This window comes from Roseovarius dicentrarchi, from assembly GCF_003316635.1.
GTDB lineage: Bacteria > Pseudomonadota > Alphaproteobacteria > Rhodobacterales > Rhodobacteraceae > Roseovarius > Roseovarius dicentrarchi.
In genome coordinates, this window is the sequence record NZ_QNQP01000003.1 from 86,677 (window position 1) to 107,908 (window position 21,232).

Consider the following 21,232-nt stretch of genomic DNA (forward strand, 5'->3'; position numbering starts at 1 on the left):
TTTCAAGTTTCGCAAGAATACCGCCGGTGCCTGTGGTCTGACGCAAGGCACCACTAACTGCGCCCTGCCGCGTGTCGGTAGGGCGTCTTTTTGAGTATTTTATCCAAGATGAATGACAGGTGCCCCTGGTTCATCTTGGCAAAAATACTCAAATCCGCCAGCGGCTGTTACAGCGCCCACGCCGCTTTCAGCCCGTCCAGCACAGCCTCTTCGGCGGTTCTGGGAGCCATGCAGTCGCCAATACCGATAACGCGGCCATCGTAGTCCTCCAGCGCGGCCAGCAGAGCGTCAGCCACATCGGTGCCTTGTGCCAGTACCAGCGTTTCCGTGTCCTCGATCATCATGGCCTCACCATTGGCGGCGTTGATGAAATAGGCCGTGTCGTCGTCCGCGCCATAGAGCTGGGCGTAGGGGATGATTTCAACGCCCAGCTTTTGCACACGGCCCACCATCGTATCACGCACGTAGCTTTGCAGCATTTCGCCGGCATGGGTGCCGTTCACGCATAATCGCACCCGGCGTCCCGCGCTGGCCAGCAGCTCGGCCACGCCAAGGCCGACCCAGTCGGCGCGCCAATCGGCGATGGTGACGGAGCCGCCCACATTTGCGTGGCTGCGCAACACATCCCAGGCGGTGACGATATGCGCGTCGTCGCTGAACTCCATCCCTTGCGGTATTCGCGCCGTGCCGCCGGTGGCGACGATAACGGCATCGGGGGCGGCCTGGGCCACCATGTCTGCTGTAACGCTGCTATTTAGATGTACGGTGACACCTGCCTGCTGCATTTCGCGGCTGAGGTTGGTGACGATGCCGCCAAATTCGGCGCGTCCCGGCAGCATCTGCGCCAGCAGCGCCTGACCGCCCGGTTGGGCGGCGGCCTCGTGCAGCGTCACGTCATGGCCCAGTGCGGCGGCGGTGGCTGCGGCCTTCATGCCGGCCGGGCCGCCGCCGATCACCATGACGGTTCTGGGCGCGCCGGTCTGGCGGCGCGTGCCATAGATCAGCTCGCGTCCCGTTTCGGGGAACTGGATGCAGGAAATCGGCACGCCCTTGTGGAAGTGGCCGATGCAGGCCTGATTGCAGCCGATACAGGCGCGGATATCATCGGGGCTGTCTGCCCTGGCCTTGGCGGGCATGGCCGGGTCGCAGATCAGCGCGCGGGTCATGCCGCACATATCCGCCTGTCCGGTGGCAATGATACCTTCGGCCTCCTGCGGCTGGTTGATGCGGCCCGCCACCATCACCGGGATGTCCACCGCCTGTTTGACCGCATGCGCGAAGGGGGCGAGATAGCCTGTCTCCTCGAACATCGGCGGTACGATATGGATCGCGCCGCTCAGGCTGGCCGATGTGCCGGCGATCACGCTGACATAATCGAGGCCGGGCGCCAGCGCGCGGATCACGTCAAGGCTATCGGCATCCTCCATCCCGTCATGGGTATGTTCGTCGCCCGAGATGCGCAGGCCGATGGCAAAGCCGTCTCCGGTGGCCGTGCGCACCGCGTCGATGACTTCGCGGACAAAGCGCATGCGGTTTTCCGCGCTGCCGCCATAGTCATCGTCGCGCCGGTTGACCTGCGGGCTGAGGAACTGCGCCGGCAGGTAGCCGTGGCTGGCGACGATTTCGACCCCGTCGAGGCCGGCCGTTTGCATGCGCCGGGCGGCGGCGGCATATCCGTCCACCACCTCGCGGATCATGCGCCGGGACATGGCGCGCGGGATGACGTGGAACCGGTCCGACGGCGTGGCCGAGGCGGAATAGGCGACCGGCGCGGTGCCGTCCGCCACCTCCATGATCTCGCGGCCCGGATGGAACAGCTGGGCAAAGATGCGGGTGCCGTGCGCGTGCAATGTCTGGGCCAGACGCGAGAAACCGGGCAGGCAGTCGTCATTCGTGCCCATCAGCACGTGCGAGGTGTAACGCGCCGTTTCATGCACGCCGACAACTTGCGATACGATCAGGCCGGCGCCGCCGCGCGCCCGCGACTCGTGATAGGCGATCATCGCGTCGGTGACCTGGCCGTTATGGGCCATCGACGTGTCGTGACCTGTGGACAGGATGCGGTTTGCAACCTCGACGCCGCCGATTTTCAGCGGAGTGAACAGATGCGGGAACAGCTGCGATGTGTCGGGCATTGGGCGGCCTCCGGGGCGGGGATTTGCCAATACGCTAGCGCCGCGGCGCTGCACCTTCAAGCGGGGTGCGGATTGGACCCTTTGTTATAGGGTTTCCAATCGGTCGTTTGCGGGTAGTTTGCCTTGCGCCAGGCGCGCACGCGCGGGTTCATCACGCGGCGCCAGAGGGGCGGGACCATCGCCGCCATGGTCATGATCGGATAGCCGTAGGGCAGCTGCGGCGCCTCATCCTCGGTGTAGTTTTGCAGCAGGGGAAACCGGCGGTCGGGTTTGTAATGGTGGTCCGAGTGGCGTTGCAGATTGATCAGCAGCCAGTTTGTGGCCTTGTGCGCCGCGTTCCAGCTGTGGCGCGGTTTGACGTGCTCGTACCTGCCATCGCCCAGATGCTCGCGCGTCAACCCGTAATGTTCGACGTAATTCGCCAGCTCCAGCTGCCAGATCGCGACCAGCGCCTGCCACAAAAACAGCGCAAGCCCTGTCCAGCCGCCCAAGGCCAGCGCGAGCGCCAGCATGACGGCCTGTAGCGCCCAGTAGCGAAAGAACGGATTGCTGGGATGCGACCATTTGCGCCCGCGCCGGGCCTGCATCGCCGCCTCGGCGCGAAAGGCCGATGTCACCTCGCCCGGCAGGACGCGGGCAAAAAAGCGGTGAAACCCCTCGTTATAGCGCGCCGTCACTGTATCGCGCGGGGTACCGACATAGCGGTGATGGACGTGCAGATGTTCCGACCGGAAATGCGAATACAGCACCATGGCCAGCAGGATATCGGCCATCCACCGTTCGATCCGCGGCTTTTGGTGCATCAATTCATGCGCGTAGTTGAGGCCGATGGTGCCGGTGATGACGCCAACGCCGAAAAACAGCACGATTTTCTCCAGACTGCCCAGATGCGCCGCCTGGGGGACATACCAGATCATCCAGAACAGCAGCACGAACTGCACCGGCGCCCAGATCAGCGTGATGGCGCGATACCATGTGATGTCCGTCTCGGGCGCCAGATTGTCCAGGTTCAGGCCCAGAAACGCGTCGAGGATCGAAAAGAAATACCATGTGAAGACCGGCAGCAGGATCACCGTCCAGCCGCCGTGCAACGCGCCGATGATTGCGATCGGGACCAATAGCAGCGACATCCAGAACGGGATGGCTTGCCTGATATGGGCGGCGGTGGGCATGGGGGCAGCTCCGAAAAGGTTGGCGCAGTCTAGCCCAGCTTTTGCAGGTTTCCACGCGCCAGATCAAAGACTTTGCGCATCACTGTCGGCAGTTGCGCGGGCTGGAACTGTGCCAATGGGATAAAATCGCCCTTTGACGGGTCCGCATTCATGCCGACCTGCGCCACTGCGATGTTAAGACGCAGATGGAAATGGGTGAAGGTGTGGCGCGCCTGCTCGTTCAGGGTTTGCCAATCAGCCTCCAGCGGGGGCGCCGGTGCGGCCGCGTCTTCGGTCCAGTCGCTGCCGGGCCAGCCCAGCATCCCGCCCAGCAGCCCGCGATCTTCGCGCCGCTCCAGCAGGATCGCGCCGTCGCTGCGCTGGGCGACATAGGCAATGCCATTGCGGATGGGTTTGGGTTTCTTCGGTGTCTTTTTCGGCAGCTCCTGTGCGGTGCCAGCGGCGCGCGCCGCGCAAGGATCGCGCCACGGGCAGATGCCGCAGGCGGGGTTGCGCGGGGTGCAGATGGTCGCGCCCAGATCCATCACCGCCTGGGCATAATCGCCGGGGCGCTGCGCGGGCGTCAGCGCGGCGGCGGCGGCGGTCAGCGCGGGCTTGGCGGCGGGCAGGGGGGTGTGGATGTCGTGCAGGCGCGCCATGACGCGTTCGACATTGCCATCGACGACAGTTTCGGGCGCATCAAACGCGATCGACGCGATGGCGGCGGCGGTATAGGGGCCAATGCCCGGCAGTTTCAGCAGCATTGCGTGATCGCGTGGAAACTTCCCGCCGTGATCGGTCACCACCGCCCGCGCGCATTTCAGCAGATTGCGGGCGCGGGCGTAATAGCCCAGCCCGGCCCATTCGCCCATCACATCGCCGTCGTCGGCCCCGGCAAGGTCCGCCACGCTCGGCCAGCGGGCAGTAAAGCGCTGAAAATACCCGGTAACGGCGGCAACGGTGGTCTGTTGCAGCATGACCTCGGACAGCCAGATCCGGTAGGGATCCGGCGCCTCGCCCAAGCCGCGCCGCGCGGGCGGCACACGCCACGGCATATCCCGCGCATGGACGTCATACCACGCCAGCAAATCGGCAGCCTTCGCCGTCTCACGCATTCTTTATGCCTCATTCGTGCTATGTGCTGGCATGGCCAGCCGCATGCCCTAAAATGGCCCCCGACGTCAGGAGATCAACCAATGCCGCCCCGCCGCCCCACAACCAAGGGTTTCGCCCGTTCCAGCACCCTGCTGCAAGAGCGGATCAGAAAGGTGTCCGAAGGTCGGGGCTTTGCCGAATCGCGCCTGCTGACGCAATGGGCCGAGATTGTCGGCGCTGACGTTGCCGCCATCGCGCGGCCCGTCAAGGTGGGCTATGGGCGCGGCGGCATGGGGGCCACGCTGACAGTGCTGACCACCGGCGCGCAGGCGCCGATGCTGGCGATGCAGACCGAAACGCTGCGCGCGCGCGTCAACGCTGTTTATGGCTACAACGCGATTGCGCGCATCACGATTACCCAGACCGCGCCGACAGGTTTTGCCGACGGGCAGGCCAGTTTCCAGCACCGCCCGCCGAAACAAACGCCGCGCGGCCCCGATCCCGCCACCGCCGAAGAGGCGCGCCATATCGCCGCGCCCGTGGGTGACAGCGGCCTGCGCGCCGCGCTTGAAGCCTTGGCGCAAAATGTTCTATCCAGATCCAAACGCTGACCCGAAAGGAATACCCAATGAATCGCAGATTGCTGCTTGGCGCTGCCGCGCTGGCCCTTGTTGGCGGAATTGTATGGTCCCAGCTTGGCGGAGGCCAGACCACGGGGGCGGCCAACGCCGCCGCTGATTACGCCGATGTCGACACCTCCTCGATTGTCGAGATGACCATGGGGCCGGAGAATGCGCCCGTGACGGTGTACGAGTATGCCTCGCTGACCTGCCCGCATTGCGCGCGCTTCCACGCCACCACGTTTCAGGAGCTGAAGCGCGATTTCATCGACACGGGCAAGATCCGCTACGTCTATCGCGACGTCTTCTTTGACGGGGCGGGCCTGCGCGGATCGCTTCTGGCGCGCTGCGCGGGGCCGGAGCGGTTCTTTGGCATGAACGATCTGCTGTATAGCCGCCAGCAGGAATGGCTGGACGCGCAGACCATGACCGATGTGATGGATAACCTCGTGCGTATCGGCAAGGTCGCGGGTCTGGGCGAAGAGCAGATCACCGCCTGCATTCAGGATCAGGAAAAGGCCGAAGTGCTGGAGGCTTGGTTCCGCCAGAATGCCGAAAAGGACGGAATCACCTCGACCCCGACCATCGTGATCGACGGCCAGACATACGGCAACCCGCCCTATGCCGAGCTGAAAGCGACCCTGGAAGAGAAGCTGGCAGAATGACTGCCGCGCCTTTATCGGGTCTGAAGGTCGTCGAACTGGCGCGCATTCTGGCCGGCCCTTGGGCTGGCCAGACGCTGGCCGATCTGGGCGCCGAAGTGATCAAGGTCGAAAGCCCGGCGGGCGACGATACCCGCCAATGGGGCCCGCCCTTTGTCGAGCGGGAGGGCGACCGTTCGGCCGCCTATTTCCACGGCTGCAACCGGGGCAAGACCGGCGTCACCGCCGATTTTCGCACGCCCGAGGGGCAGGAAAAGGTCCGCGCCCTGATTGCCGAGGCCGATATCGTCATCGAGAATTTCAAGGTCGGCGGTCTGGTCAAATACGGGCTGGATTATGACACGCTGGCGCAGGAATTTCCGGGGCTGATCTATTGCTCGATCACCGGGTTCGGGCAGGACGGCCCCTATGCGCATCGTGCGGGCTATGATTATATCATTCAGGGCATGTCCGGCCTGATGTCGATCACCGGCGCGCCCGAGGGGCAGCCGCAGCGCGTGGGCGTGGCGATCACCGACATCTTTACCGGCGTTTATGCGACCACCGCCATTCTGGCCGCGCTGCACCAGCGCGGGCAGACCGGCAAGGGCCAGCAGATCGACATGGCGCTGCTGGATGTGGCCGTGGCGGTGACGGCGAACCAGTCGATGAACTATCTGACCACCGGCGAGGCGCCGGGCCGGATCGGCAATTTCCATCCCAACCTGGCGCCCTATCAGGTGTTCGATTGCAGCGACGGTTACATCATCATCGCGGTCGGCAATGATGCGCAATATCAGCGGCTGTGCGGTCTGCTGGGCCTGCCGGATCTGGCACACGCGGCGGATTACGCGACCAATTCGGACCGCGTCGCGCGCCGCGATCAGCTAAGCGCGGCGCTGACCGAACGCACGCAGACCTTTACCAAGGATGCGCTGCTGGCGGCATGTGAGGATGCGGGCGTGCCTGCCGGGCCGATCAACACGCTGGACGAGGTCTATGCCGATCCGCAGGTCATCGCGCGCGGCATGCGGATCGACCCGGACGGCGTGCCGGGCGTGCGCACGCCGATCCGGTTTTCGGATGCGCCGCTGTCGCTGGATGCCGCATCGCCGAAACTGCCGAAGCGGGGCTGATCCGGTCAGAGGCCAAGCGCCTCCAGCCGGGTATTCAGCGCGCTCCAGTCTGCCACCTCCAGCCGGACGGGCAGCGTCAATACCTTGGGGCGGAAGGATGCGGGCAGGCGCACCGCATCCTTTTCGGTGGTCACCAGCTGCGCGCCCAGGCGCGTGGCCTCGACCTCCAGCCGCTTCAGCAGCGCGGTGGTAAAGGGCTGGTGATCGTCCAGCGCCTCGAACCCGGCCAGATCGGCGCCCATGCTGCGCAAGGTGGCAAAGAACTTCTCGGGATGGCCGATCCCGGCAAAGGCGAGGCAACGCAGCCCGTCCCAGTCCATCCCGGTCTGCAAGGGCGCCAGCGCGCCGCGCAGATGCGGCAGGCGCACCGCATCGCCCCATGCCGCGTCAAAGTTGGCCTGCGCTGCCGCGCCGCCGATTGACAGCAGCAGATCAGCGCGGTTCAGCCCCACGCCCACCGGCTCGCGCAGGGGGCCGGCGGGCAGGCAGCGACCGTTGCCGAAACCGATCACGGCATCGACCACGATCAGCGACAGATCCTTGTGCAGGCCGGGGTTCTGAAATCCGTCATCCATCACGATTACATCGGCGGCAGCCTGAACGGCGGCGCGCGCGGCGGCGGCGCGGTCGCGGGCGATCCATGCGGGGGTAAAGGCCGAAATCAACAACGGCTCGTCCCCGACATCGGCGGCGGTATGGCGCCGCGGGTCCACCTGCAACGGCCCCTCCAGCCGCCCGCCATGGCCGCGGCTGATGACATGCACCGCCCGGCCCCGCGCGATCAGATGTTGCACCAGCGCGATCACCGTCGGCGTCTTGCCGGTGCCGCCCGCGTTCAGGTTGCCGACGCAGATCACCGGCACCCCGGCGCGCAGCGGTGTGCCGCGCGCCAGCCGCCGCGCCGTGGCGCGGGCATAGAGCGCGCCAAGCGGCGCCAGCAGCCGCGCGCGCAGTCCGGGCGCATCGGCGGGGCGGTGCCAGAAGCCGGGCGCGCGCATCAGCCCATCTCCAGATCGTCGAGCGTGTCGTGCAGGATTTGCAGAATGTGGTCCGTCACCTCGGCGCTGACGGTCGCCACCTCCCACGCCGCATGGGCCATGGTGGCGCTGCGGTCTGCCGCGATCAGATGCGCCAGCGCGCCGGCCAACGTGCCCGCATCGCGCACGATGCGCGCCCCCCCGGCACCCGCATAGCGTTTGTAGCTGGGCAGGTAGCGGCCCACATTCGGGCCGTACACGATGGCCGAGCCGTGCGCGGCAGGCTCGTTCGGGTCGCTGCCGGTCATGCCGGGCATCAGCGAATTGCCCATCAGTGATATGGTCGCCAGCCTGTACCACAGCCCCATTTCGCCGGGCGTGTCGGCCAGCAGAACCTGCGTTGCCTCCTCGGGCATGCCGCCCTGTGACCAGATGGCGTGGCGCCATTTGCCGTGCCGCAGCGTATCGCGGAAGGCGTCCGTTTCCGACAGGTCAGCGGGCGCCACGATCAAAAGCAGGCGATGCGCAAGGCGGCTGGCCTGCCGCTGCGCGTCCAGCACCGTCTCCAGCTCGCTATGGGCGATCATCGCAGCCAGCCAAATGGGGCGCCCGCGCAGGGCGTCGGCCATTTCATCGCGCAGCGCCTCGTCATAGGGCAGGGCGATGGCGCCTTCCTGAAACAGGCCGGTGACGGATAGCCGGCCCTCGGCCACGCCCTGCCGCCGCAGGATGCGCGCGGTCGCCTCGGACCGGGCCATGATGCGCTGAAACCGCGCCAGAAGCGCGCTGGTCGCGTCCGGCAGCCAGCGCCAGTTCGACCGCTCCAGCAGGGACGCATCCGCATCGACCAATATCAACGGCACCCCGGCCGCGTCTGCCGCCGCCAGCAGGGACGGGCGCAGATCGCCGCCGGTCCACAGGCAGACGTCGGGCTGCCAGTGCGCCAGAAATGCGGCGGCGGTCGCCGTGGCATCGCCGATCAGCGGCTGCTCGATGGTCAATGCGCGGGCATGTCCGGACAGTTTCACGCCGTCCGATGTGGTCAGCAGCAGATGCAGCCCACCGCCCGCCATGCCGGGTGTGTTGCCGCGCTGGGCCGACAGCCGCTCGACCAGCTGCACCAGCGCATTGGCGTGTTCAAGGCTGGTCGCATGGCCCCAGACCACGGCGCCGCCGGGCCGGTCGCGCGCGGGGACAAACCCGGTCCCAGACCCCGCGCTGCCGCGCCGGGCCCAGGCCAGATACCCTGCAAGGCCGCGCGACGTGGCCATGACGCGGCCTTAGCCCAGCTCTTCGGTGGGGGAGGCCGGTGTTTCCTCGTCCCGCAGGCGATGCAGATGCGCGATGAAATAGCGCATATGCGCGTTGTCGACGGTGCGCTGCGCCTCGGCTTTCCAGGCGCTGTGGGCCGTCTCGTAATTCGGGAAAATGCCGACGATGTGCAGGTCATCCACGTTTTTGAAGACGTTCTTGGACGGGTTCGTCAGCTCGCCGCCAAAGACAAGATGCAGGCGTTGGGTCATGAAGGGCTCCTTGGTGGGTGTTGCGCCAAAACTATGGGCTGCGGTGAGCGGGGGCAAGGGCGGGACTACGTCTTGTCGTAGCCTTGCTTTTGCGCCTGATACAGCTGCGCATACAGCCGGTTTTGCCGTATCAGATCCTCGTGGCGGCCCTCTTCGACCAGCTGGCCGGCCTCCAGCACGAAAATGCGGTCGGCATCGGCGACCGACGACAGGCGGTGTGCCACGACGATGGTTGTCTTGCCCTTCGTCAGCCGGTCCAGCGCGGATTTGATGCGCGCCTCGGTCGCCTGATCCAGCGCCGATGTCGCCTCGTCCAGCAGCAGGATGGGCGCATCGGTCAGGAAGGCGCGGGCGATGGCAATACGCTGTTTCTGCCCGCCCGACAGTTGCGCGCCCTTCGGCCCGACGGGGGCGTTGCCGCGCGCGCGGACCAGATCGGCGATCTCGGCGTCTTCGGCGGCCTGCCAGACCTGGGCATCGGTGGCGCCCGGATTGACGTAGCGGATGTTTTCCCAGATCGAATTGTTGAAAATCACGATATCCTGCGCCACCACCGAATAGGCGCCTCGCAGCGCGCCCACCTTCAGCTGGTCGATCGGCTGGCCGCCGATGGTGATGCGCCCGCCCTTGGTGTCATAAAGCCGCGTCAGCAGCGACAGGATCGTGGTTTTGCCCGACCCGGTAGAGCCGACGATGGCCGACACCTGCCCACCCTTGAAGGTCATATCCAGACCATTGAACAGCGGGTGATCCGGGCTGTAGGAAAAATGCACATCCTCCAGCACGATATCGCCGCCGGTGTCGAATTCGGTCAGCGCGCCGGGCTTGTCCGTTATGCTGGGAACTTCGTCGTAAAGGCGGCGAATACGCTCCAGCACCACCAGATTGGACGGCAGGCTGCCGAAAAACAGCGCCAGCAGGCGGGCCGGATCGAACACCATGACCATGCCCAGAAGGAACGTGATGATGCCGGCGCCGTCCATGTCGAAATTGGGTGACAGCACCATGTAGCCGCCGCCGCCGATGACCAGCACATACACAAAGGCCGAGCTGAGGTCGATCGACGGCATCACCAGCGCCTGCGTGACCTGCACCCGGTTCATCAGATCGCGGATCGCGCCGGTGCCCTGCATCAGGCGGTCGGTTTCCACGCCTTCCTGGCTGGCGATCTTGACGGTGCGCATGCCGTTTACCGTTTCTTCGATGCCGTTCATATATTCGCCCATCTGGGTTTCAGCCTCGCCCTGCGCGATCTTTACCCGGTCCGAGACGTAATTCATGATCCAGATGATGAACGGCAGCACCACAACGGCGGTGGTGAACAGGATCGGATTTTTCCAGATCAGGTAGCCCGATACGATGATGACCGTCACCGCGTCGCGCACCGCATTGGCCACGGCCTGCCCGACGAACACGCCCAGCGCCTGCGTCTGGCCGACCAGCCGCTGAATGATCTCGCCCGATTTCGTGCGCTCGAAATAGGCCAGATCCAGCGACATCATATGCGCGATCAGGTCGCGGCGCATCTGGTAGATCGCGTCATTGCTGACCCAGATCGTGATGCGTGGCACCAGATAGGACATCAGCCCGCGCACCGCGAACAGCACGAAAACGACGATGCAGACGGTCACCAGATCAGCGACGCTGCCGCTTTCGAAAATGACGCGCAGGCCGCTTTCGGTCATCGACAGGAATTGCTGATAGACAAATCCCTGCACCAGAATCATCAGCAGCACAACGATCAGCCACGGCGCCTTTTTCCGCAGATATTGGGTCCACAGCCAGCGCAGGTTTATGCGGTCACGCTCGGAATAAAGCGGTTCGCGCTTGGGTTTGGGGGTCTTGCTCATATGCGGGCCGGGCCTTGGGTTGGGACGTGTGGCCCGGTCTTAGCGGGTTCCGGCGGCGGCGTCACGCATCGCCGCCGGTAAATTGCGTCACTCCCAGCAGCTGACCAGCACGGTGATGCCGGCCGCGCGTTCGGACATCTGCGCCGGGGCCAGCGCCGCAGTGCCGGTGTCGGCCGCAGCGGGGGTCATCCCGGCATCGGCCAGCACGCGCGCCAATGCGCCCGACCCGGCGGCAAAGGCCACATCGCCGGGCAACGTGCGCGCGCCATCGCCGCGCGGCAGCAGCATGCCCAGAACGGCGCCGCCCGAATCCAGAACCGGACCGCCGGCATCGCCATCCAGCGGGGCCAGCGCCAGACGGTTTATGCCTTCCTCGCCGTTCAGGCCGCGGATGTCGGACACGGTGCCAAAAGTCAGCGACGGCGCGCCCAGAACGCCGCCATAGGAATACCCCGCCAGCGTCACCTCGGATTGGATGCGCGGCGCGCTCTGGCTGAGCGCGGCAACGCCGATGGGCGCCACGGCGCCGCGCGGGCGCAGCACCGACACGCCCAGACCGTCATCGGTTGCGACAATGTCGGCATCCTGCCCATCCTCGATGGTGATGCGCCCGCAGCCGGTGGCAAATTCGGACGTGGTGACAACAGTGCCGCGCCCGTCGATGTAGAATCCCGAGCGCGCGAATTTCGGTTTGCGGATTTCCAGACCGGAAATCAAATCGACGCTTTGCGCCTCATTGTAGCCGGCACCGGGGTCCAGCGTGCCGCCGGTGCGCACAAAACTGTCCTGCATGACGCGCAGCAGACGGGTGCGCCGCTCTTCGTCGCCGGCGGGCCAGATCAGGGTAAAGCCCTTGATTTCGCCGCCTTCAATCCGCGCCTCGGTATGGGATACGATGCTGGCATTCTCGCCCACAAGGGTAAAGCTGTCGCGCCCGCGTTCGCGCGGCCCGTCCTCGGGCACGATTTCCAGCGTCTGCATGATGTCATAAAGGCCATACAGCGTGTCCTGCGTGCCCTCCTGGCTGATCATCAGAACGCGGGCAGGGATGTCGCCGGTCGCGTCGAAATGCGCAAAGGGCGGCTCATACTTTGCGAATTTGACCACGCCCAGCGGGATCTGCATCTGAATGCCTGCCTTGGGGTCTGCCACACGCTCCAGCCCCAGACCGTCCAGAACGGCATTGTACTGCGCCAGCAATTCGGCGCGCTGACGAGTGGTCAGAACGCCGGTATTGTCATGCCCGTTGGCCGTCTGCCATGCGGCCATGGACCGGCGGGTGCCTGCGCCGAACTGCGCGTCGATACGGCCCTGATAATGCCCGGCCCATTCCAGCGCGACCTGAAGGCTGGCCCGCTCGTCCCGGCTGAGCTGCGCCTCGCTTTCGCGGGCCTCGCGCGGGGTTTCGTCGACGACTTCAGGCTCGGGTTGCGGCGCGGGATCGGCCTGCGCCTGCTCGACCTGCTCCAGCGCCTGTGCCAGATCCGTGCCCGCCTCTGTCTGCGGCGCTGGCGTGTCTTGCGCCAGCAAATCGGCGCCAACCGGCCAGATCTGCCGTGCATAATCAGAGCTTTGGGTGACGTAGCTGTCGCGGGGGATGCTGCCATTGCGGCGCAATTCGCGCAGAACCTCATCGGCGGTTTCGGGGTCATACGGGCCCAGCGCCACGACGAACCAGCCCGATCCGTCCAGATCAAAGCCGTTCACATCGTTCAGCGATGCTGCGCGGCGGCGCAATGCCTCGTTTATGGCGGCAAGGTTCGGCTGGGCCTCGATCTGGACCCAGACCGGCCCGGTATCCCCGGTTTGCTGCGCCTGCGCCATGCCAAGGCCCGCGACCATCACGAAAATCGCCGCCAGAAATCTGCTTATCATTCTATTCGTCACCCTTAAGACCCATCGCAAATTCCATTGCGTTTCAGGTGTTCTAACAAGAAACCGATAATATGCACTTAAAATATGCACTCCGCCGCCCCGGAACCCGGCGCCAAATTATGCCCGCCCGCCTGATTGACGCGTTGCCCGGCCCGCCGTAGGTAGGGGGCGCGATTTCAGGGGCGCCGCGCCCCATGGCATCCCGAAAGAGGCCCGCATGACCGATACCACCGCAAAACCGCGCAGCTTTCAGGAAATTATCCTGAGATTGCAAAGCTATTGGGCCGCCCAAGGCTGCGCCATCATGCAGCCCTATGACATGGAGGTCGGCGCCGGCACGTTCCACCCCGCCACCACCCTGCGCAGCCTGGGGCCGCGCCCGTGGTCGGCGGCCTATGTGCAGCCCTCGCGCCGCCCCACCGACGGGCGCTATGGCGAGAACCCGAACCGCTTGCAGCATTACTACCAGTACCAGGTGCTGATCAAACCCAGCCCGCCGGAATTGCAGGCGCTGTATCTGGGCAGCCTTGAGGCCATCGGCATCGACATGAACCTGCATGACATCCGCTTTGTCGAGGATGACTGGGAAAGCCCGACCTTGGGCGCCTGGGGTCTGGGCTGGGAGGTCTGGTGCGACGGGATGGAAGTCAGCCAGTTCACCTATTTCCAGCAGGTCGGCGGGCATGACTGCACGCCCGTTTCGGGCGAATTGACCTACGGGCTGGAGCGTCTGGCGATGTATGTGCTGGGGGCGGGTCACGTCATGGACATGCCCTATAACGACCCCGCCGCGCCCATCCCGCTGACCTATGGCGACGTGTTCCGCCAGACCGAGCAGGAATTTTCACGCTGGAATTTCGACATTGCCAATACCGATGTCCTGCTGCGCCATTTCGAGGAGGCCGAGGCCGAGTGCCGCGCCATTCTGGACGCGCCGGAAACCGACCCCAAAACGCAGCGGCGCATCGTCATGGCGCACCCCGCCTATGACCAATGCATCAAGGCCAGCCACATCTTCAACCTGCTAGACGCGCGCGGCGTGATTTCCGTGACCGAGCGGCAGTCCTACATTGGCCGCGTGCGCGCGCTGGCAAAACAATGCGCCGACGCCTTCGTGCAGACCAGCGCCGGGGGCTGGGCGGCGTAATGGGAAAGATCCTGACCGTGCTTTTGGTTGTCTGTGCCGTCGCTGGCGGCGCCCTGATGTATTACCAACAGGTCTACGCCTATTATTATGACGTCACGCCGAATGGCGACACGGATGTGCAGATCACATCGCTGATCACGGACGCGCCCGAGCCGGTGCTGTACGACAATTTCCGCGCCATCGACGCCGACAGCTCGCCCATCCGCTACCGCGCGTGCTTTGACACCTCCATGAGCCTGGCCATGCTGACCGAAACCTATGTGCTGGACGAGGACGCGGTGCCGCTGACCGCGCCGAAATGGTTCGATTGCTTTGACGCCAAGGAAATCGGCGCGGCGATCGAGGCGGGCAGCGCGCTGGCCTTCATGAGCATTGAAAACGTCGAATATGGCATTGACCGGGTGGTTGCCATTCATGACGACGGGCGCGGCTGGGTCTGGGACCAGATCAACCGCTGCGGCGAGATTGTGTTTGACGGCAATGCCGCCCCCGACGATTGCCCGACACCCCCCGAAGGATACTAAACCATGCCCGATCTGCTGATCGAACTTTTCTCCGAGGAAATCCCGGCCCGGATGCAGACCCGCGCCGCCGCCGACCTGAAGGCGCGCATGACCGACGGTCTGGTCGAGGCCGGGCTGACCTATGCGGGCGCCGCTGCCTTCTCCACTCCACGCCGCCTGACGCTGGCGATTGACGGGCTGACCGCCGCGTCGCCCACCACGCGCGAGGAACGCAAAGGCCCGCGCACCGATGCGCCAGAAAAGGCGATCGAGGGGTTTCTGCGCGGCGCGGGCGTGACCCGCGACGATCTGGAGGTGCGGGACGAAAAGAAGGGGCAGGTTTACTACGCCACCATCACCAAACCGGGCCGCGATGCGGATGTGATCATTGCCGAAGTGCTGGAAGGCATCATTCGCAATTTCCCATGGCCGAAATCTATGCGCTGGGGCACGGGCAGCCTGCGCTGGGTGCGCCCCTTGCATTCGATCCTGTGCATCCTGACGGATGACGCGGGCGAGGCCAGTGTTGTGGGTCTGGACGTCGACGGCATCAAGGCTGGCAACACCACCGAGGGCCACCGCTTCATGGCGCCGGGGCGGTTTGCCGTCACCGGCTTTGACGATTACGCGGCCAAGCTGAAGAAGCGTCACGTTGTGCTGGACGCCGCCGAACGCGCCGATGCGATCTGGCAGGACGCGACCAATCAGGCGTTTGCCGCCGGGCTGGAGGTGGCCGAGGACGCGGGCTTGCTGGCCGAGGTTGCCGGGCTGGTCGAATGGCCGGTGGTGCTGATGGGCCGGATTGACGAGACGTTTCTGGGACTACCGCCCGAGGTGCTGCAAACCTCGATGAAGGAACATCAGAAATTCTTTTCGGTGCGCAACCCCAAGACGGGCCGGATCGAACGGTTCATCACAGTCGCCAACCGCGAGACTGCCGATAACGGCGCGACTATTCTGGCGGGCAATCAGAAGGTGCTGTTCGCGCGGCTGTCTGATGCCAAATTCTTTTGGGAGAATGACTTGCGCGTCGCGCAGGCAGGCGGGCAAGCGTGGCAGGACGCGCTGGCCAATGTCACCTTCCATAACAAGCTGGGCACGCAGGCGGACCGCGTGAACCGTATCGCCGCGCTTGCGCGGGAAATCGCCCCGGTGGTGGGGGCGGATCCCGATCTGGCCGAGCAGGCCGCGCGCTGGGCCAAATCCGATTTGCCCTCGGAAATGGTCTATGAATTCCCCGAATTGCAGGGGCTGATGGGCCGCTATTACGCCGATGTCGCCGGCCTGCCGCCCGAAGTGGGCGCCGCCGCGCAGGATCATTACGCGCCGCTTGGCCCCTCCGACGCGGTGCCGACAGCGCCCGTGTCCATCGCCGTGGCGCTGGCGGACAAGCTGGATATCCTCACCGGATTCTGGGCGATTGATGAAAAGCCGACCGGCAGCAAGGATCCGTTTGCCCTGCGCCGTGCCGCGCTGGGCGTGATCCGTCTGGTTCTGGACAGCAACCTGCGCCGCAAACTGGACGGTATCCTGATCAAGGGCATCGGCCATTGGCAGGCGCATCAGGGCTTTAACGCCATTGAAACGCGTTTGCGCGCGGCCAGTCTGCTGTCGTTTTTCCATGACCGGTTCAAGGTGTTCCTGCGCGATCAGGGCATCCGGCACGATGTCATCGACGCCTGCATCGCCATGCCGGGCAGCGACGATCTGGCCTTGCTCGTCAAACGCGCCACCGCGCTCAGCGATTTTCTGAAGACCGAGGACGGGGAAAACCTGCTGCAAGGGTTCAAACGGGCCAACAACATCCTGACACAGGCCGAGCAGAACGACGGCGTCGAATATTCCTTTGGCGCCGATGCCAAATTCGCCGAAACGCAGGAGGAACGCGCGCTGTTCGCCGCCCTGACCGAGGCCGAGCCGCAGATTGCCGCCGCCGTCAAATCCGAGGATTTCGCCGCCGTCATGTTCGCCCTTGCGGGTCTGCGCGCCCCGATTGATGCGTTTTTCGACGCGGTGCAGGTCAATTCGGACAATCAGGTGGTGCGCCGCAATCGCCTGAATATGCTGGGCCAGATCCGCAAGATCGGGCTGGCCGCCGCTGACCTGACCCGCATCGAAGGCTAAGGCGCCGCGCCCGGCGGTTTTCCTTGCCATGGGCGCGCACGCGCCTATGCTGCACCCACAAAGGGAAAGGCGCCGCAGTGCAGCATCGCGATACGGACATCACGCTTGTCACCCCCGGCGCGCCGATTGGCGCGCATACGCATGGCGGGCGGGCCAAATGCCTGCAACGGCTGGCACGGCTGAAAATGCCCGTCCCGCCGACCGTTGCGCTGTCGTTCAAGGTGGTGCACGGCATCGCGGCGGGCGGCATGCCGGACCTGCGCGCGCTTTTGTCGATGCTGGACGGTGCGGCGCTGCTCTGCGTGCGCCCCTCGTCCGAGGATGGCGATTGGGGCGGCCCGCGTGCGGTGCTGAATATCGGCATGTCGGACGCGATGCGTGACCGGCTGGCCGGCCGGATCGGCCCCGCCGCCGCCACGCGGCTGTATCTGCGGTTCATCGAAAGCTACGCGATCCACGTCGCGCGACTGGACCCCGACATGCTGGACGACATGCCCGAAGACCCGGACGAGGCGGTGGTATTTGCCCTGCGCGTCTACCGCGAAGAAACCGAAGAGCCGTTTCCGCAGGATATCTCGGTGCAACTGGCCGAAGTGCTGCGCTCCATGGCGCGCGCGTGGGAGGGGACGACCGCCCGCCTCCTGCGGCAGGCCAAGGGCGCGCCGGCCGATGCGGGGCTGGGCCTTGTGGTGCAGGAAATGGCCATCGGGTTGGGCCATGGCGAATCGGGCAGCGGCGTGATGCAACTGGTCAACAGCAAATCCGGCGCGCGGCAGATCACCGGGCGCTACCTGAGCCAAAGTCAGGGGCGCGATGCGCTGAATGGCAGCAACGGCACCATCTATCTGGAGCGTGACGGGCGCGGCCCCTCGCTGGAGGATCTGGCGCCAGAGGCATTTGCCGAGTTGAAATCGCACCTGATGCTGATGCGCGAAAAGCTGCGCGAGGAAATGCAGGCCGAATTCACCATTGAAAACGGTAAGTTGCATTTGCTGGACGGGATGCGCGTGGCGCGCAACGCCCGCGCCGCCGTCAGCATCGCCGTGGCGCTGGCCGAGGATGGCATCATCAGCCGCGAAGAAGCGTTGATGCGGATCGAGCCGCGCGCGCTGAACGAGCTTTTGCACCGGCAGGTCGACCCGGAAGCAAAGCGCGACGTTCTGGCCCGCGGCGTTGCCGCCAGCCCCGGTGCCGCCACCGGCAAGATCGTGTTCACAGCCGAGGCATCACAGGCCGCCGCCGCGCGCGGCGAGGCCAGCATTCTGGTGCGGCGCGAAACCAGCTCGGAGGATATTCGCGGCATGCACGCGGCCGTCGCCATCCTGACCGAACGCGGCGGCATGACCAGCCACGCCGCCGTGATCGGACGCGGCATCGGCCTGCCGTGCGTGGTGGGCGCGTCCACCATCCGGTTTCAGACGACGGCCCGCAAGCTGACCGCCCCCGATGGGCGCGTGCTGAACGAGGGCGACGTGATCACCATCGACGGCACCAATGGCGAGGTGCTGTTCGGGGCGGCGCCGCTGCTGGATGCGGGCCATGATGACAGCTTTCAGGTGTTGATGGGGTGGGCGGATGATGTGCGCGACATTGCCGTGCGCGCCAACGCAGACACGCCGATGGACGCCAAAATGGCGCGCAATTTCAATGCGCATGGCATCGGCCTGTGCCGCACGGAACATATGTTCTTCGAAGAGGCCCGCCTGCGCGTCATGCGCGAGATGATCTTTGCCAGCACCAGCCCCGACCGGGCGGCGGCGCTGGAGCGGCTGCTGCCGATGCAGCGCGATGATTTTGCCGATCTGTTCCGCATCATGCAGGATCAGCCGGTTTGCATCCGCCTGTTCGATCCGCCTTTGCACGAATTTCTGCCCAGCGACCGCGCCGGCCACCGCGCCCTGGCCGAGGCGCTGGACCTGCCGCTCAGCACCGTTGTCCGCCGGGTCGAGGCGCTGTCGGAATATAACCCCATGCTGGGGATGCGCGGTGTGCGGCTGGGCATCACGGTGCCGGAAATCTACGATATGCAGGTGCGCGCCATCCTTGAGGCCACGATCAAGGTCGCGGGTGAGGGGGTGCATATTGTCCCCGAAATCATGATCCCGCTGGTATCGGCCAGCCGCGAGGTTGAACTGGTCAAGACCCGCGTCGACGCCGTCGCCGCCGCCCTGCGTGCCGAAACCGGACAGGATTTCGCCTATCGCCTGGGCGTCATGGTGGAAACGCCGCGCGCCGCTCTGCGCGCGGGTGATATCGCGCCGCAGGTGTCGTTCCTCAGCTTTGGCACCAATGACCTGACCCAGATGACTTATGGCCTCAGCCGCGACGACGCCGGGCGGTTCATGTCCGAATATGTCAAGCAGGGCGTCTATCCCGAAGATCCGTTTCACACGCTGGATCTGGACGGGGTGGCCGAACTGCTCAGCATCGGGGCAGAGCGGGCGCGCGCGGCCAGCCCCGGCATCACCCTGTCGATCTGCGGTGAACATGGCGGCAACCCCGAATCGATAGCCTTCTGCCGGGCCGCAGGGTTCGATTACGTGTCCTGCTCGCCCTTCCGGGTGCCTGTGGCGCGTCTGGCCGCGGCGCAACTGGCGGTGCGTGAAAAGACAGGCGATGAACCACGCTTGTAGCCTTTAAAACAAGGGGCATGGCGTGGCTCCGCGCCGCGCCCGCCAAGGGCTGAAAACGGCAGAAAATCGCCTGAAATCGGCACGGACTGGACCAAATGGCGCGAAATCTGTATGCCGCCGTGATCCGGGAGGGCTTGGCCCTTCGCCATTCGCAGGTTGATCCATGTCGCCCAAACTCAAATCTCTTGCCATCGCGCTGTCTGTTGCGCTTGCCCCCGCCCTGCCTGCCGGGGCCGATACTGCCATTTCCAAACTGCTGGGTCAGGAGCGTCGCGGCCTGAATGCCATGTCGCAAACACGCGTCGCCAGCTACCTCAAGGCGCCGGCCGCCACGCTGGGATATACCCGCGAATGGCTGGACGCGAAGGCGCCCGCCAAAGGCGGCGAAGACTGGCGCTGCCTGTCCGAAGCGCTGTATTTCGAGGCGCGCGGCGAGACGGTCAAAGGCCAGTTTGCCGTGGCCGAAGTAATCATGAACCGCGTTGACAGCCCCGCCTATCCCGGCAGCATCTGCGGTGTCGTCAAGCAGGGCACAGGCCAGCTTTATGGGTGCCAGTTCACCTATACATGCGATGGCCGCGCCGAAGTCATCGCCGAGCCGCGCGCGTTCGAGCGTGTGGGCAAGATCGCCGATATCATGGTCAGCGGCGCCGAACGCCCCCTGACGGGCGGTGCGACGCATTACCACACCCGCGCTGTCAGCCCCGGCTGGGCCCGTGTGTTCCCGCGCACGGCGACGATCGGAACCCATTATTTCTACAAACAGCCCACGCGCCTGTCGCAGAACTGACGCGGCACACCGCTTTGCGGATTTGTACGCCGTCCGGCGCTATGCTAAGCCCCGCTCAGCGCGGTTATTTTCGCGCCGCGCAACCAGCAGGAATACGCGATGAGCGATGAAATCTCACTGGCCTTCGGCCATCCGGGCGCCCGCGCCGAAGCGACGGCGCCCGACGGGCCACTGGACCGCATTTCCCTGCGCGATCACATCGTCGAGGTCGAAATCGGCGCCTTCCAGCTGGAGCGTGGCATCACGCAGCGTATCTGCTTCAACGTGGTTGTCGAAGTGCGCCCGGTGACCGAGGATCTGGACGACGATGTTGACCGCATCCTCAGCTATGACCGCGTGACCGAGGCGATTGCCGCCGAGCTGGCCGAGGAACGTCTGAACCTGTTGGAAACACTGGCCGAAAACGTGGCCGAGCGTATTCTGGCCGAACCGCAGGCCGTGCGCACCTTTGTCCGGATCGAGAAGCTGGATCGCGGCCCCGGCGCGCTGGGCGTCGAAATCGTCCGCTCTGTCGATGATCTGGAAACCCGGCCCGTCGGCAGCCACGACCAGACGGCACCGCGCCCGCATGTTGTCTACCTCAGCAATGAGGCGGTGAAATCGCCCAACCTGATTCGCTGGCTGGACCAGTTGGAACAGCGGGCCGAACCGGTGATCCTGTGCGTCGGCCGCGCTGACGTGATGCCGCCGCAAACCGGCCACCGCATGACCCAGCGCCGCGTTGATCTATTGGCGATTGAACAAAACGCATGGGTGCTGGCCGGGCGCGACGACCGCTTTGTCGTGGTCGATACAAGGACCGAGCTGGACTGGGCCATGCGCCATGGCCGCATCAGCGTCTGGGCACCGTCCAAGATTGTGCTGGACGCCGTTGATGGCCCCACCGTTGGCCCCGACAAACCCGTGGCGCTGGCCGCATGGTTTGCCGGGCATATGGATGCGTCCGACCTGCTGCTGATCGGCGAGCCGCCGTTCGAGAACGGCACGAGCGTGCCGGTGCTGGTTCAGGATATCGCGCAATCGGGGCTGTAG

The 21,232-nt window shown here is 65.2% G+C and carries 17 protein-coding genes; 9 read left to right on the forward strand and 8 right to left on the reverse strand.

Annotation, left to right across the window (positions count from 1 at the left end; genetic code table 11):
- Positions 1 to 167: 167 nt before the first annotated feature.
- The 3 genes from DQ230_RS02980 to mutY are packed head-to-tail and all read right to left on the reverse strand — an operon-like array spanning position 168 to position 4,401.
- Complete coding sequence (locus DQ230_RS02980; protein WP_113911014.1) at positions 168 to 2,135, reverse strand: oxidoreductase; 1,968 nt, start codon at positions 2,133 to 2,135, stop codon at positions 168 to 170.
- Positions 2,136 to 2,191: 56 nt separating this feature from the next.
- Complete coding sequence (locus DQ230_RS02985) at positions 2,192 to 3,307, reverse strand: alkane 1-monooxygenase (RefSeq protein WP_113911015.1); 1,116 nt, start codon at positions 3,305 to 3,307, stop codon at positions 2,192 to 2,194.
- 29 nt (positions 3,308 to 3,336) lie between these two features.
- Positions 3,337 to 4,401 carry an A/G-specific adenine glycosylase gene (mutY, locus tag DQ230_RS02990; protein WP_113911016.1) on the reverse strand — a complete coding sequence of 355 codons (1,065 nt, stop codon included), beginning with the start codon at positions 4,399 to 4,401 and terminating at the stop codon, positions 3,337 to 3,339.
- 81 nt (positions 4,402 to 4,482) lie between these two features.
- On the opposite strand from mutY, the gene DQ230_RS02995 reads away from it, so the two are divergent.
- Genes DQ230_RS02995 through DQ230_RS03005 form a run of 3 tightly spaced genes read left to right on the forward strand, consistent with a single transcriptional unit; the run spans position 4,483 to position 6,778 of the window.
- On the forward strand, positions 4,483 to 4,992 hold the full coding sequence (locus DQ230_RS02995; protein WP_113911017.1) for a DUF721 domain-containing protein: 510 nt from the start codon (positions 4,483 to 4,485) through the stop codon (positions 4,990 to 4,992).
- A gap of 17 nt (positions 4,993 to 5,009) precedes the next feature.
- Complete coding sequence (locus DQ230_RS03000) at positions 5,010 to 5,666, forward strand: DsbA family protein (protein ID WP_113911018.1); 657 nt, start codon at positions 5,010 to 5,012, stop codon at positions 5,664 to 5,666.
- On the forward strand, positions 5,663 to 6,778 hold the full coding sequence (locus DQ230_RS03005; RefSeq protein ID WP_113911019.1) for a CaiB/BaiF CoA transferase family protein: 1,116 nt from the start codon (positions 5,663 to 5,665) through the stop codon (positions 6,776 to 6,778). Before DQ230_RS03000 ends, DQ230_RS03005 begins: the two co-directional genes overlap by 4 nt.
- 5 nt (positions 6,779 to 6,783) lie before the next feature.
- Here DQ230_RS03005 and lpxK read toward each other — a convergent pair whose 3' ends face one another.
- The 5 genes from lpxK to DQ230_RS03030 form a co-directional block, all read right to left on the reverse strand.
- Complete coding sequence (lpxK, locus tag DQ230_RS03010; protein WP_113911020.1) at positions 6,784 to 7,776, reverse strand: tetraacyldisaccharide 4'-kinase; 993 nt, start codon at positions 7,774 to 7,776, stop codon at positions 6,784 to 6,786.
- Entirely contained in the window at positions 7,776 to 9,026 is a 1,251-nt protein-coding gene (locus DQ230_RS03015) for a 3-deoxy-D-manno-octulosonic acid transferase (RefSeq protein ID WP_113911021.1), read from the reverse strand. The genes lpxK and DQ230_RS03015 overlap by 1 nt, the downstream gene beginning before the upstream one ends.
- A 9-nt stretch (positions 9,027 to 9,035) precedes the next feature.
- Positions 9,036 to 9,278, reverse strand: coding sequence for a DUF4170 domain-containing protein (locus tag DQ230_RS03020; RefSeq protein ID WP_113911022.1), 243 nt, complete (start codon positions 9,276 to 9,278; stop codon positions 9,036 to 9,038).
- Between the two features lie 65 nt (positions 9,279 to 9,343).
- Positions 9,344 to 11,128 carry an ABC transporter ATP-binding protein gene (locus tag DQ230_RS03025; protein WP_113911023.1) on the reverse strand — a complete coding sequence of 595 codons (1,785 nt, stop codon included), beginning with the start codon at positions 11,126 to 11,128 and terminating at the stop codon, positions 9,344 to 9,346.
- Positions 11,129 to 11,215: 87 nt separating this feature from the next.
- On the reverse strand, positions 11,216 to 13,003 hold the full coding sequence (locus DQ230_RS03030) for a trypsin-like peptidase domain-containing protein (protein WP_113911024.1): 1,788 nt from the start codon (positions 13,001 to 13,003) through the stop codon (positions 11,216 to 11,218).
- Between the two features lie 217 nt (positions 13,004 to 13,220).
- Between DQ230_RS03030 and DQ230_RS03035 the strand changes: the two genes are divergently transcribed.
- From DQ230_RS03035 to DQ230_RS03060, 6 genes are all read left to right on the forward strand, one after another.
- Positions 13,221 to 14,150, forward strand: coding sequence for a glycine--tRNA ligase subunit alpha (locus DQ230_RS03035; RefSeq protein WP_113911025.1), 930 nt, complete (start codon positions 13,221 to 13,223; stop codon positions 14,148 to 14,150).
- On the forward strand, positions 14,150 to 14,674 hold the full coding sequence (locus DQ230_RS03040) for a DUF6446 family protein (RefSeq protein WP_113911026.1): 525 nt from the start codon (positions 14,150 to 14,152) through the stop codon (positions 14,672 to 14,674). Before DQ230_RS03035 ends, DQ230_RS03040 begins: the two co-directional genes overlap by 1 nt.
- Positions 14,675 to 14,677: 3 nt before the next feature.
- Entirely contained in the window at positions 14,678 to 16,777 is a 2,100-nt protein-coding gene (glyS, locus tag DQ230_RS03045; protein WP_113911027.1) for a glycine--tRNA ligase subunit beta, read from the forward strand.
- 77 nt (positions 16,778 to 16,854) lie between these two features.
- Complete coding sequence (locus DQ230_RS03050; RefSeq protein ID WP_113911028.1) at positions 16,855 to 19,410, forward strand: putative PEP-binding protein; 2,556 nt, start codon at positions 16,855 to 16,857, stop codon at positions 19,408 to 19,410.
- 163 nt (positions 19,411 to 19,573) lie between these two features.
- Positions 19,574 to 20,200 (forward strand): cell wall hydrolase, encoded by a 627-nt coding sequence (locus tag DQ230_RS03055; protein WP_113911029.1) that lies wholly within the window; start codon positions 19,574 to 19,576, stop codon positions 20,198 to 20,200.
- Positions 20,201 to 20,299: 99 nt separating this feature from the next.
- Positions 20,300 to 21,232, forward strand: coding sequence for a dihydroneopterin aldolase (locus DQ230_RS03060; RefSeq protein ID WP_113911030.1), 933 nt, complete (start codon positions 20,300 to 20,302; stop codon positions 21,230 to 21,232).

Bases quoted from the DNA above. Each gene is read 5' to 3' on its own strand.
- DQ230_RS03020 (WP_113911022.1), bottom strand. From the start codon at position 9,278: ATGACCCAACGCCTGCATCTTGTCTTTGGCGGCGAGCTGACGAACCCG.
- DQ230_RS03015 (WP_113911021.1), bottom strand. From the start codon at position 9,026: ATGGCCACGTCGCGCGGCCTTGCAGGGTATCTGGCCTGGGCCCGGCGC.
- lpxK (WP_113911020.1), bottom strand. From the start codon at position 7,776: ATGCGCGCGCCCGGCTTCTGGCACCGCCCCGCCGATGCGCCCGGACTG.
- DQ230_RS03035 (WP_113911025.1), top strand. From the start codon at position 13,221: ATGACCGATACCACCGCAAAACCGCGCAGCTTTCAGGAAATTATCCTG.
- DQ230_RS02985 (WP_113911015.1), bottom strand. From the start codon at position 3,307: ATGCCCACCGCCGCCCATATCAGGCAAGCCATCCCGTTCTGGATGTCG.
- DQ230_RS02980 (WP_113911014.1), bottom strand. From the start codon at position 2,135: ATGCCCGACACATCGCAGCTGTTCCCGCATCTGTTCACTCCGCTGAAA.
- DQ230_RS03000 (WP_113911018.1), top strand. From the start codon at position 5,010: ATGAATCGCAGATTGCTGCTTGGCGCTGCCGCGCTGGCCCTTGTTGGC.
- DQ230_RS03025 (WP_113911023.1), bottom strand. From the start codon at position 11,128: ATGAGCAAGACCCCCAAACCCAAGCGCGAACCGCTTTATTCCGAGCGT.
- glyS (WP_113911027.1), top strand. From the start codon at position 14,678: ATGCCCGATCTGCTGATCGAACTTTTCTCCGAGGAAATCCCGGCCCGG.
- DQ230_RS03040 (WP_113911026.1), top strand. From the start codon at position 14,150: ATGGGAAAGATCCTGACCGTGCTTTTGGTTGTCTGTGCCGTCGCTGGC.
- DQ230_RS03030 (WP_113911024.1), bottom strand. From the start codon at position 13,003: ATGATAAGCAGATTTCTGGCGGCGATTTTCGTGATGGTCGCGGGCCTT.
- DQ230_RS03005 (WP_113911019.1), top strand. From the start codon at position 5,663: ATGACTGCCGCGCCTTTATCGGGTCTGAAGGTCGTCGAACTGGCGCGC.
- DQ230_RS03055 (WP_113911029.1), top strand. From the start codon at position 19,574: ATGTCGCCCAAACTCAAATCTCTTGCCATCGCGCTGTCTGTTGCGCTT.
- DQ230_RS02995 (WP_113911017.1), top strand. From the start codon at position 4,483: ATGCCGCCCCGCCGCCCCACAACCAAGGGTTTCGCCCGTTCCAGCACC.
- mutY (WP_113911016.1), bottom strand. From the start codon at position 4,401: ATGCGTGAGACGGCGAAGGCTGCCGATTTGCTGGCGTGGTATGACGTC.
- DQ230_RS03060 (WP_113911030.1), top strand. From the start codon at position 20,300: ATGAGCGATGAAATCTCACTGGCCTTCGGCCATCCGGGCGCCCGCGCC.